The sequence below is a fragment of the Brevundimonas sp. P7753 genome (assembly GCF_013386595.1).
In the GTDB taxonomy this organism is placed as follows: domain Bacteria; phylum Pseudomonadota; class Alphaproteobacteria; order Caulobacterales; family Caulobacteraceae; genus Brevundimonas; species Brevundimonas bullata.
Genome location: NZ_JACARP010000055.1, coordinates 12246 through 24518, shown reverse-complemented (window position 1 = coordinate 24518; position 12273 = coordinate 12246). Strand labels below are relative to the sequence as shown.

Sequence of the window (12273 nt, the reverse complement as noted above, 5' to 3'; positions counted from 1 at the left end):
CGCGTTTTGCCGCAGCCTGCGGCGTTGCCAGTTGCACCGGCGATACGCGTAAATGGCGACTTCCCATACCTCTGTCATCAAGGTCGCAGCATGAGCCTGGCAGCCCGCTTGCTGAACACCATCGAGCGCGTCGGCAATCGCCTGCCCGATCCCGTTTTTCTCTTTCTGTGGCTGATCCTTGGCCTGATCGTGCTGAGCCTCGTCGGCGCGGGTCTGGGCTGGTCCGCCGTCAACCCGGTGACTGGCGACGTCCTGCAGGCCGAGAGCCTGCTGTCCCCCGCCAATCTGGAGCGGCTGTTCATCGGCATGCCGCGCACCCTGGCCGATTTTCCGCCCCTGGGGATCGTGATCACAATTATTTACGGCGCCTCGGTCGCCGAGCGGACAGGCATGTTCTCGACCGCCATTCGCGGCGCCCTGCTGAACGCCCCGCGATTCATCCTGACGCCGATCGTGGTGGTGACGGGCATGGTGTCGCACCACGCCTCGGACGCCTCCTACGTCGTCGTCATTCCTCTGGCCGCCGTCATCTTCGCCGCCGCGGGCCGCCATCCGCTGGCCGGTCTGGCCGCCGGGTTCGCCGCCGTCTCGGGCGGATATGCAGGCAACCTGTTTCCTGGCGCCAGCGATGCGCTGATTCTGGGCATCACCGAGCCCGCCGCCCACCTGATCGACCCGTCCTACGCCGTCAGCATCGCCGGCAACTGGTTCTTCATTGTCGGCGTCGTCTTCGTTTTCACCCCCATTGTCTGGTTCCTGACCGACAGGGTTATCGAACCGCGCCTCGGCCCGTGGGTTCCCACCTCCGCCGCCCCGGCCACCGCGGAAGAAAAGACACCGCTCAGCCACGCCGAAAAGCGCGGCCTGCTGTTCGCGGGTCTTGCCATCCTGTCGATGATCGCCCTGTGGACGCTCGTCACCCTCCTGCCCGGCTCGCCCTTCGTCGATGCCGACGCCGAGCCCGCCCAGCGCTTCAACCCCCTATATCGTTCGCTGGTCGCCTTCTTCGCCCTGACCTTCTTTGGGGCGGGCGCGGCCTTCGGCGTCGGCTCCGGCTCGATCAAGAGCCACCACGACCTGGTGCGGATGATGCGTGAGGGGATCAGCCAACTGGCCCCCTATATCGTCCTGGCCTTCTTCGCCGCCCACTTCGTCGCCATGTTCAACTGGTCGGGCCTGGGACCCATCCTGGCGGTCAACGCCGCCGCCTCCCTGCGTGAACTGGCCCTGCCCACGCCCCTGCTGCTGATCGTCGTGGTGCTGGTCTCCTGCGTCTTCGACCTGTTCATCGGCTCGGCCTCGGCCAAGTGGTCGGCCCTGGCCCCCATCGTCGTGCCGATGTTCATGCTGCTGGGCATCAGCCCCGAAATGACGACCGCCGCCTATCGCATGGGCGACAGCGTCACCAACATCGCCACCCCGCTGATGAGCTACTTCCCCCTCATCCTGACCTTCGCCCAGCGCTGGGACCCGCGTTTCGGCCTGGGGTCGCTGATGGCCACCATGCTGCCCTATGCCGGGGCCTTCCTGGTCGCGGGCCTGATCATGGTGGCCGCCTGGGTGGCGCTGGACCTGCCCTTGGGACCTGGCGTGGGCGTCCATTACACGCCGCCGCCGCCCGCCGTCGCGTCCCACCTGCCGATGGACGGCGGGATCGCCGGCCCTGTGGCTCCGCCGCAGGCGGCGGCGGCCAAGTAACGGAGGTCTCGCGATCTTTTCAGTTATCCACAGCCGGATCGCTTGACAGTAACCGGCCTCCCCGCCTAAACGACGCCCCTCGCCGGGACGCATGGCTTCCCAGTGAGCAACGCGGGTGTAGCTCAGTTGGTTAGAGTGCCGGCCTGTCACGCCGGAGGTCGCGGGTTCGAGTCCCGTCACTCGCGCCATTCTCTTCAGCGAAGAGAATGGCGCACACCGCCCCCCCCCATTACATTCTTAGGTGTTGCCCGTCGGTACGACGCTGTGCGCCGCCGTCACGCCGCTAATTCAGCGGCGCGACCTCCTGCGGCATGACGAACTCGGACCGACCGCTCAGCTCGCCATAGAGCATCGACAGGTCCTCGAAGACGCGATTCCAGGCGAACTGCTCGACCATCTTCACCCGCGCCGCTCGACCCAGAGCCTCGACGTCGCGCGCGAACAGGGCCTCGATGGCCTCGGCATAGTCGGCCGGGTCGGCGGAAACCGCCAACTGCCCCACGCTCGAATCCACCGTCTCGGCCACACCGCCGGCGTTGACCCCAACGACCGGGCGGCCGCAGGCCATGGCCTCCAGCACGATCAGACCAAACGGCTCCTTGTCGTTGGCGTGAACAAAGGCGTCGCAGCTGGCGATGATCCGCGCCACGGCCTTGGGGTCCTTCTCATAGGGCAGCGAGATCACGCGATCCTCGGGCGGCATTCCGGCCCCGGCGCCGACCAGCACCAGATGATAGGGCGCGCCGAGACGCTGTACCGCGTCGATCAGGACATCGACGTTCTTTTCCTTGGCCGGGCGCCCGGCGAAGCACAGCAGACGCGCGTCCGCGCCCAGACCCAGCTTCTTCAGCAGCCAGTCGCGATCCCGACGATCCGGGCGGAAGGTGTCGACCTCGACCCCCAGGGGGCGAATCACGATGCCGCCGACGCCTGCTTCCTCGAGCCGCCGCGCGATGAAGCGGCTGGGCGAAACGACGCGGTCGAATTGCGAAAACAGTTTGGCCCAGCGCTTCTCGACCGGCTTCTTGGCCCATTCGCCGAAATGCAGCGCCGCCAGACCGGCCGGGTCCGAGTGGCAGAAGCCGACGACCGGACAACCGGCGCGTTGCCCTGCCTCCAGAGCGCCCTGCCCCGGCGTATAGGGGTCGCCGGCCTCGATCACGGCCGGGTTCATCGAAGCCACCCAGGCCCCCCAGCGCCGCACTGAACTCGGCCAGCGATAGCCGTCGCCGAAAGGCAACTTGGCGGCGTGCAGCTGAACGATGCCGTCCGCCCCCGCCTTATGCTTGGCGCCCGGAACCACAAGCGTGTGGGCGACCGAAGGCCGATTCGCCTCCAGCCAGGCCTTCTTGGACAGCAGATAACGCTTCACCCCGCCCGAACGGGGCGCAAACAGCATGGTGGTGTCCACCAGACGCGGGCGCGGATCAGAGGTCGAAGCCTTCAGTATCCTAAGCGTTTCAGCGACTTCTTCGTCCAGCCCTGGGATCAGGCGCAGTTCGCCTTCCTGAACATCGATATCGCTCATAGTCATTGAGGCGTTTTCTCCAGATCTCGACGCCGCAACGCGGTTGGATCGGCTTTGGATGCGACGCGCGCGTTTGGAACTCACCATGAATCGCCCGTAGACCCGGAAACGGCTCCGCTCAAGCATCCTTTTCCACAACCCACGGCGGGGGCTCGAAAATGGCGGCGTTCAGCTGCGGTTCACCTGGGCCTGCCTACGCCGGGCCTTGCAATCGCCTCAAATTCGAGAAACTTGGGGCATGGCGACGCCGAGCCTGATAGACGGACGGCTGGCGTCGTTGCGCGTGTGTCCACGAGGGGTTTCTAACTAATGCGTATTCTGCTCGCGACCGCAGTGGCGATCGCTCCCTTGATGGTCGCCGTCGGCGCTCAGGCGCAAACGACGCCGACGCCCGAGACCGTGATCTCGACGGCGCGCACCACGCCGATCTCCACATCGACCGCCAAGGCTGGAGCGCCTGACAATATCCGCCTGGACAAGGACGGCTCCATCGCCGTCACCAGCGGCGCGGCGATCACCGTCGATTCCAGCAATAACGTCGATCTGGACGCCGGCTCCTCCATCAAGATGGAAAAGGCCGCCGACGGCGCCACCGGCATCCTGGTGCAGGGCGGTAACACGGCCAGTGTCACGGTCGGCGGCGCGATCACCATCACCGACTCGATCGAAGAATACACCGACACCGACAAAGACGGCGACCTGGACGGTCCCTTCGCCAGCGGCGCCAACCGCTATGGCGTCCGTGTCTCGGGTGCGACGCCCCTGACCGGAAATATGCTGATCGAAGCGGGGGGGTCCATCAAGGTCGAGGGCAACAACTCCGCAGGCGTCGCCATCGAAGCCCCCTTGGTCGGCAACCTGACCAATCTTGGCACCATCGGCGTGGTCGGCGACAACAGCTACGGCGTCCATGTTACGGGCCCAGTGACCGGCAACGTCGCCATCCTGGGCAGCATCTCCGCCCAGGGCGAGAACGCCACCGGCGTCGCTCTGGATGGCGATGTCCAGGGCTCGGTCAAGATCCAGGGGGCCATCTCCTCGACGGGATATCGCTACACCACGCCCCCTACGGCCAAGCCGACAACGGGCGACGTCAAGAACGAAACCCTCTATCTTGAAGACCTGGACGCCGATGACCTGCTGCAAGGCGGTCCGGCCGTGCGGATCGCAGGCGACGTCACCGGCGGCGTGGTGTTTGACACCGGCCCTCAGTATCTGAAGGGCGGCGTTGAAGGCGACGACGACGGCGACGGCGTCAAGAACGGCGACGAAGACGACGACGGCGACGGCGTCAAGAATCGTGAAGACACTGACCGCGACGGCGACGGCCTTCCCGATGCTTCCGAGGGCACGGCGACCATCAAGTCGTACGGCGGCGCGCCCGCCGTTCTGGTCGGCTCCAGCACCAGCGCCATCACCCTCAATGCGGTCGGAACGGGCGACAATGCCTACGGTCTGATCAATCGCGGCTCCATCGAAGCCTCGGGCGTTTACACCGGCATCAACGCTCAAGGGCTTCGGATCGGGGGAACCGGCCAAGCGGTCACGGTTGAAGGCGGCTTCTTCAACTCAGGGACTGTTGCTGCGAGCGCGCTCAACGCCAACAGCACCGCAGTCCTGGTCGGAGCCGGCGCTGATTTGCCGACCTTGGTCAACAAGGGAACGATCCAGGCGACCGCCGTCTCCGATGGCGTGCACACGGTTTCCGGCGTCCTGATTGAAGCTGGCGCTTCCCTGCCTTCATTTGAAAATTCTGGTCAGATCACTGCGGGCGTCGGCGGCTCCAAGACTGATGCCGTGGCGATCAGGGATGACTCCGGCACGCTGAGCAGCTTCCGCAACACGGGCGTGATCGCCTCCGGCATTAGCCCCACGGCCGATATCGACCAGACCGGCAAGGCCGTCGCCGTCGATCTCAGCAAGAACACCACGGGCGTCTCTTTCATCCAGGACGGCGTCGTCGTACCTGGCACGGAATTGCCCGATGCCGACAAGGACGGCGTGCCGGACAGCAAGGAACCGGCCATCCAGGGTGAGATCCGCCTTGGCTCCGGCGCCGATGTGCTGGACATCCGCAACGGCACGGTCACGGGCGACATCTCATTCGGCGCCGGCGCTGACACGCTGTCCATCTCGGGCGGCGCCGTTGTGACCGGAAAGCTGTCCAACGCCGACGGTCTGCTGGACATCAACATCTCCAAGGGCACGCTCGACGCGCGCCACTCCGGCCAGTTGGAAGTGACCGGACTCAACGTCGGCGCGGACGGCGCGCTGATCGTGACGCTGGACCCCGCGAACGGGACCTCCGGCGGCTTCAAGGTCAACGGCGCCGCCGATATCGCGACCGGCGCAGACTTGGGCGTTCGCTTCAACTCCCTGATCCAGACCGAAACCCGCTTCACCATCATCGACGCCGACACCCTGAACGCCGGCACGATTGACCCCGACGCGGCCCAGGCCAACTCGCCCTACGCTTTCGTCGTGAAGACCGGCGTCGACGCCGCCGCCGGCGACATCTACATCGACGCCCGCCGACGCACTGCGGAAGAAGCCGGCATGATCGGCGTGGAATCCGCCGCCTATGACTCGATCTACGGCGCCCTGGGTCAGAACGAAGCCATCCGCAACGCCATCCTCAACCAGACCGGCCGCGACGGCTTCTTCGACATCTACGAGCAGATGCTTCCCGACCACTCGGGCGGCCCCCTGCTCTCCCTGGCCAGCGGCGTTGATGCTGTGACCCGCGCCCTGACCGGCCGCAACGCCTCGGCCGCGCCGGGCGAGACCAGCGCCTGGGTTCAGGAAATCAACTTCTACGCCGACAAGGACAAGACCGACTCCTACGGCTTCCGTTCGGAAGGCTTCGGCGTCGCCGGCGGCGTCGAACGCGGCACCAGCATGGGCGCCATCGGCCTGTCCGCCGCCTTCACCTCGTCCGACCTGGAAGACCCCGAAGCGGCCGCTGAGGAAGTCCTGTCGGCCAATCTGCTGGAGTTGGGCCTCTACTGGCGAGCCCAGGGCCAGTACTGGACGACCTGGGCGCGGGCAGCGGGCGGCTACGCCTCGTTCAACGCCACCCGCAAACTGGTCGCTGACGGTCTGAACCTGAAGAACGAGTCCGACTGGCACGGCTTCACCCTGGCCGCGGCCGGCGGCGCTTCCTACGAACGCAACTTCGGTCGCCTGAACGTTCGTCCCGAAATCTACGGCGAGTATTTCTCGCTGAGCGAAGACGCACGCACCGAACAGGGTGGCGGCGACGGGTTCGATCTCGATATCGAAGAGCGCGACGGCCATATGTTCTCCGGCGTAGCCGCCGTGAACATCGGCTACGGCTTCGGCCAGAACGGCTGGATTCGCCCCGAGGTCCGCCTCGGCTGGCGCCAGAACTTCTCGGTCGACGCCGGCACGACCATCGCCCGCTTCGCCTCGGGCGGCGACGCCTTCACCCTGGACCCCGCCAGCATCGAAGGCGGCGGCCCCATCCTGGGCTTCCGCCTGAACATCGGCAACGATCTGGGCATGCTGGCCATCACCGGCGACGCAGAACTGCTGGAAGACTACGTCCGCTACACCCTGCTGCTGCGGGCCAGCTTCAAGTTCTGATCGGATCCACCGACCAGCAAAAAAGGCCGCCGGGTTCGCCCGGCGGCCTTTTTCTATGGCGGCATGCACCCGCCCATCACCGAGCAGGAAAGAGGGCCGATTTTCACCGGCCCTCTTCAACTCACCGCTATAGGCCGCGAGTTCGTCGACTATTCCTGGAGATAGACGACGCCGCCCTTCATCACGAAGCCGACCTTTTCCAGCGTCGTGACGTCGTCCAGCGGGTTGCCGGAAACGGCGACGATGTCCGCGGCATAGCCCGGCGTCAGGCGGCCGATTTCATTCTGCAGCTTGAAGTGGGTCGCCGCGTTGACGGTCGCCGCCTGAACCGCCTGCAAAGGCGTCAGACCGGCCTGAACCAGCAAGGCGAACTCCTTGGCGTTTTCACCATGCGGCGAGACGCCGGAGTCGGTGCCAAAGGCGATCTGGACACCGGCGCGGTGCGCGCGTCGCGCCATGTCCAGCATTTGCGGACCCGCTTCCAGCGACTTCTGGCGCTGGTTGGGGGTGAAGAAGGTACCCGGACGAGCCGCCTCGCGCGCCACATAGTCGCCGGCCAGCAAGGTCGGGACCAGCCAGCCGTTGTTGCCCTTGAAGATGCGGATCGATTCATCGTCGAGGAAGGTGCCGTGCTCGATCGAGTCGCCGCCGGCGCGCAGAAAGCTGTTGATGCCGTCCGTACCGTGCGCGTGCGCAGTCACCGTCCGCCCCATGAAGTGAGCGGTCTCGACAATGGCCGCCAGTTCCTCGTCGGAGAACTGCTGCCCCAGGCCCGCGCCCGTATCCGACAGAACGCCGCCCGTTGCGGTGATCTTGATGATGTCGGCGCCCGAGCGAACGCGCTCGCGCACGGCACGACGGCATTCGTCGGCGCCCGAGCACACCCCGTTCGTGCGCAGGACGGGCACCATGGCGCTGCTGACGCCATTGGCGTCGCCGTGGCCGCCATGCGGCGTAACAGTGCCGGCCGAAACTAGAAGGCGCGGCCCCGGAATCTTGCCGGCGGCGATACCGTTCCGCAGGGCGACAACGGCGTCGCTGGACCCGCCGAGGTCGGCCACGGTCGTGAACCCGGCCTTCAGCGTGACCAGGGCATAGGCCGCGCCCTGAACCGCGGAATCAGCGGCGGTGTTGGTGAAGCGGGCGACGCGATTGCCTTCGCCCTGCTGGTTGGTGATGTGAACATGGCTGTCGATCATGCCCGGCAGGACGAACTGGTTCGACAAGTCCACCACGTGACCTTCGCCGACAAAACCATCGACGATCTCGCGCACACGACCATTCTCGATCACCAGGGTCTGGCGCTCGGTCACGCGGCCCGTGGCGGGATCAGCCAGCAGACGCCCAGCGTGAATATAGGACACGGTCGATGCCGGAGCGGCCTGAAGGGCCAGAACCGGACTCGTGGTCAGAAGGGCCGCAGCAAAGCCGATGACCCAGGATTTCTTCGATGACAAACTCATATCCTCCTCCGCGCGGCGCAAACTCGCCGCCCCATGACTGTAAAAACGCGCCGCCGAACGCCCCTCGCGGGTGATCCTGGCCAGGTCGTTCGGATCAGACGCCGCGGCCCAAAGGCCATCCTCGAGAACGACGCGACAATCATCACGCCGCCCTCGAGGCCTCGAAGCTTCAATCGATAGCTCAGAAGGTCTTGCTGACGGCCACCGTGTAGTAGCGACCGAGAACGTCGTAGTTCTGCGGGTCGTAGGTCCCGCGCACATCGCCCACCTGCGGCGGGGCCTCGTTGAACAGATTGGTCACGGTGAACCGAAGCGTCGTCCCGTAGGGGGCGTCCACGCGCGCATTCAGGTCGAACACGTCATAGACGTCCACCCCCAGGGTGGTGCTGGTCGGCGAGGTCACACGGGCGCTGTTCATCATCTCCGACATGTGGCGCCAGCGCAGACCGATGTTCCAACTGTCCCGCGAATAGGTGATGCTGGAGTTGGCCTTCCATTCCGGGTGCGCCTGACCGGCGTTGGCCTCGATCGCCGTGCCCCAGGTGCCCGCGTAGTCATAGGTCGGGGCCCCCGGCAAAGCCTGAATCTCGAAGCTGCTCAGATAGCTGATGGCCGAACCAAAGCTCAGCGTGCCGTCGTCCGGCAGGCCTATGTCCGCCAGATGCAGGCGCCAGTCGAACTGCAGATCGACGCCCGTCACATTGAACTGGCCCAGATTCAGCAAGGGCTGACGAGGCGCGACCATGTTGCCGTCGGCCGCGCTGCGCCCCTGCAAGCTACAGTAGTAGTTGTTCTTGTCGTAAGTCGGGTTATTTCCGCCGTTGTTGAAGCAATAGCGGATCGCATTGCCGACCCCGAGGGTGCCGACCGCTTCGGACACCTTGATCTGATACCAGTCGATCGAAGCGGTGATGTTGCTCAGCCACGGCGACTTGAACGTCGACTGTACGACCGCCCCGAACGAATAGGTGTCGGCCGTCTCTTCTTCCAGTTGCGGGTTGCCGCCGGTCAGGGCGAAGACCTGCGATGCGCCGAACTGATAGGTGTCGATGATCGAGGACGGGACGCCCAGGTCGATACAGAGCTGGCGAACCTTGGCGCCGTCTGGTCCATTGCGGAACGAACTGCGGATGTCGCAGGGGTCCCCGCTGGTATTGGCGCCCGTCGCTGTGCCGATGTCGACGGTCGCAGACGAGATCGGCGAGTATAGTTCGCCGACGCTGGGAGCGCGGACCGCACGATTGTATCCGCCGCGAAGGCGCAGCGGCTCGTTGATGCGCCAGTTCAGGTCGGCCTTGTAGGCGTGGACGCCGCCGACGGAGCTGTAATCCGAGTAACGATAGCCGAGATCGAGCTCCAGCTCCTGAATGAAGGGCAGGTCGCGCAACAACGGCACCAGGAACTCGGCATAGACCTCCGTCGTGTCCACTTCGCCGGACGAGGCGCGCAGCGGACTATAGCCCAGAATGTCGCTGGTTCCGTCTGGCTGGTCCAGCAAGGAATCCGGCTGGAAGGCGAAGTGATTGTAGCGGTAGTCGGCTCCGACGGCGAAGCGAACCTCGCCCGCCGGCAGCGTGAACAGACCCCCCTGCACCGTTACTTCAGCCATACGCTGGGTCAGTTCGTTGGTGTTCGTGGTCCGACGCGTCACATAGTTGGCGCACTCGGCCGACGGCACGTGATTGCCGAAGGGGTTCAGACCGCCCGAGCAGAACTCCGAGCCGCCGGTGGGGCTGTAAAGCAGGCGAGAAATGGCGGCGCGGCTTACCCCACCCGTCTGATTGTTCTCAAACTGAGCCTTGGAAACACTGACATAGGCTTCCCAGGTCCAGTCCTTGTAACCCACATCGCCCGACAGTCCGCTGATGAACTGATAGACGTCATAGGCGTAGGACTGCAGACGCGGACCCGCAAAATCCAGGTCCTTCCAGAACACAAAGTCCGCCGTTGGATTGGGACGCGAGGCCAAGATCTTGGCGAAGTCGGCGCCGATATAGGGATTGGTGACGGGAACATTCAGGGCATAGGCCAAGCCCGCCAACGTCGGGTTGAAGATACCTTCGGACTGATAGCTGGTCAGCGAACCCTGGATGAAGAAGTCGACATTCGGCGCGACCTCATAGTCCACGCGCGAGAACAGCGAATAGCGCTCATTGTCGTTCTGAACGCTGTTCCGGGTCCAGCCCCACAGCATATTGGTGCCGGCCGCGTTCAGGAAGGCGTTGTCGGTCTCGGGGTCACGCAGGTTCATCACCTTCGACGCGCCGCCGAGGTTGAACAGGGTCTGGTCGCCGGTGTTGAAGCCAATCTGGCCATTGTAGAAGCCGTTGACGCCCAGAACAGGCGCGGTCCCATACTGTCCGACAAAGACATCGTTCACCGCCGCCAGCGTCGGGCGATTGGTGCCGAACTGGGCCGTCCCCTGGGCGATGATCGCCGTGTTCGACTCGCGGTTTCGACGGTAATAATAGTCCCGCTCGGCCTGCAACGCGGTGTCGCGCATCGAGTAGTCCAGCGAGATCACGGCCCGGCCGCGGTCATCGGCGAAGCGGTCGCCCGCCGTCACGGACAGTCGGAAGCTCTCGCCGTCGCCATAGTCGCTGACGCCGTACTGAGAGGCGACCGTCACGCCGCTGAAGTCTCGCTTCAGGCGGAAGTTGACCACGCCCGCCGTCGCATCTGAACCATAAGCGGTCGAGGCGCCGCCGGTGATGACCTCGACATTTCCGATCAAGGCCTCGGGAATGATATTCAGATCAACCGATCCGTCCGGGTTGGAGGGCTGAAGGCGCTTGCCGTCCAGCAGCAGCAATGTGCGCTTGGAACCCAGACCGCGCAGGCTGGCGTAAGCCTGCCCGCCGTTCAGAGATGTCGAAGACGAGCCGCTGGTGCTCTGACCCATGGCGCCCGAGAACTGGGGCATCTGCGTCAGAGCCTTTTCGACCGTGACCTGACCCGTATTCTCGATGGCCTCTGCCGTGACCGAGACCAGCGGGCTGTTGGAGGCATAGTCACGTCTGGCGATCCGCGAGCCGGTGACGACGACCTCCCCCAGTTCGACCGCCGCCTGACCTTGATCCGGCGCTTCTTGCGCCGTTGCGGCGCCCCCGCTCAGCAAGGCTAGAGACGCAGACCCACCGGCCAGCAGGGCGCGATACGCGGCAGGGCGTGCGCCCTGACGTTGAGAACGACTCATGGAATTCCCCTCAAGAAAACAGTGCCGACTAGTGTCAGCAACTCCTCCCCCAAGGCGCCGCTAAGCCGAACCCTCACCGCTATTCGAGACACAAACAAGACATAAAAATGACGAAATGAGGCGGGGAGAAATTTATATTTCAAAATCAGAACCTTAACGGTATAGATTGATTGCTTTCGTGCTCATTCAACTGCGATTGATGCAAATTTTAACCCTGCCGAAATCCTTGCCGCCGGCTCGGCTGCGTCCGCTCTTGTGACGCTTTTCGAACATCATGCCCACGCCGGCCTCTGTCAGAGACTGCATCCTGACCAGACCGCCCGGCGCCACGACCACCTTCCTGTCGGCGGAATGACAGTGAGTCGAATCACAGGCTCACTGGAAAATAGGTTCACCGGCCATCAGCTCCCATACACAGCCTGCTTGACCGAATAGGACTCTGTGCCTGTTCAAGGTCTTGAGTCCGCAAATACTCAGAGAGCGCACAGGCCTCATTGCAAGGTGGCCGTGCACCTTCGCGGAAGGCGGCCATAGAACGAATGGGCGCCTGGACGCTGCGATCGCCTCGAACACCGGACCACAACCCGGCGCGCTCAGAGCTCTGTGTTCCACCTCATCGTGAAGGGCTGGAGCAGAAGGTCAGAACAGCCTGCCGCAGCCCCCGGGTCCCGATATGATGCCTGACGCCAGGCCAAGGCGGCGCGGTCATATTTACCGTGAAACGTCGCGATTGAAGACACGATCAGGCTCGACAGGTCCGTTCCCAAGGCCAGAGGCGCAAC

The 12273-nt window shown here is 64.6% G+C and carries 5 protein-coding genes and 1 tRNA gene; 3 read left to right on the top strand and 3 right to left on the bottom strand.

Annotation, left to right across the window (positions count from 1 at the left end; all coding sequences use genetic code 11):
* The first annotated feature begins 90 nt into the window (after positions 1 to 90).
* Positions 91 to 1698, top strand: coding sequence for an AbgT family transporter (locus HX774_RS11295; protein ID WP_178826860.1), 1608 nt, complete (start codon positions 91 to 93; stop codon positions 1696 to 1698).
* Positions 1699 to 1809: 111 nt separating this feature from the next.
* Positions 1810 to 1886: transfer RNA gene (locus HX774_RS11290), tRNA-Asp, on the top strand.
* Positions 1887 to 1981: 95 nt separating this feature from the next.
* On the opposite strand, the gene HX774_RS11285 is transcribed toward HX774_RS11290, so the two are convergent.
* Positions 1982 to 3232 carry a glycosyltransferase gene (locus tag HX774_RS11285; RefSeq protein ID WP_178826858.1) on the bottom strand — a complete coding sequence of 417 codons (1251 nt, stop codon included), beginning with the start codon at positions 3230 to 3232 and terminating at the stop codon, positions 1982 to 1984.
* A gap of 303 nt (positions 3233 to 3535) precedes the next feature.
* Between HX774_RS11285 and HX774_RS11280 the strand changes: the two genes are divergently transcribed.
* Positions 3536 to 6832: an autotransporter domain-containing protein gene (locus HX774_RS11280; RefSeq protein ID WP_178826855.1), complete on the top strand. Its 3297-nt coding sequence runs from the start codon at positions 3536 to 3538 to the stop codon at positions 6830 to 6832.
* 149 nt (positions 6833 to 6981) lie between these two features.
* Here the strand turns inward: HX774_RS11280 and HX774_RS11275 are convergent, their stop codons facing one another.
* Positions 6982 to 8295 carry an amidohydrolase family protein gene (locus tag HX774_RS11275; protein WP_178826853.1) on the bottom strand — a complete coding sequence of 438 codons (1314 nt, stop codon included), beginning with the start codon at positions 8293 to 8295 and terminating at the stop codon, positions 6982 to 6984.
* 181 nt (positions 8296 to 8476) lie between these two features.
* Positions 8477 to 11491, bottom strand: a complete 3015-nt coding sequence (locus HX774_RS11270; RefSeq protein ID WP_178826851.1) for a TonB-dependent receptor domain-containing protein — start codon at positions 11489 to 11491, stop codon at positions 8477 to 8479.
* Between the last annotated feature and the right edge of the window lie 782 nt (positions 11492 to 12273).

What these genes read in the sequence shown, in the direction of transcription:
- HX774_RS11275 (WP_178826853.1), bottom strand. Translation starts at nt 8,295, where the DNA reads ATGAGTTTGTCATCGAAGAAATCCTGGGTCATCGGCTTTGCTGCGGCC.
- HX774_RS11285 (WP_178826858.1), bottom strand. Translation starts at nt 3,232, where the DNA reads ATGACTATGAGCGATATCGATGTTCAGGAAGGCGAACTGCGCCTGATC.
- HX774_RS11295 (WP_178826860.1), top strand. Translation starts at nt 91, where the DNA reads ATGAGCCTGGCAGCCCGCTTGCTGAACACCATCGAGCGCGTCGGCAAT.
- HX774_RS11280 (WP_178826855.1), top strand. Translation starts at nt 3,536, where the DNA reads ATGCGTATTCTGCTCGCGACCGCAGTGGCGATCGCTCCCTTGATGGTC.
- HX774_RS11270 (WP_178826851.1), bottom strand. Translation starts at nt 11,491, where the DNA reads ATGAGTCGTTCTCAACGTCAGGGCGCACGCCCTGCCGCGTATCGCGCC.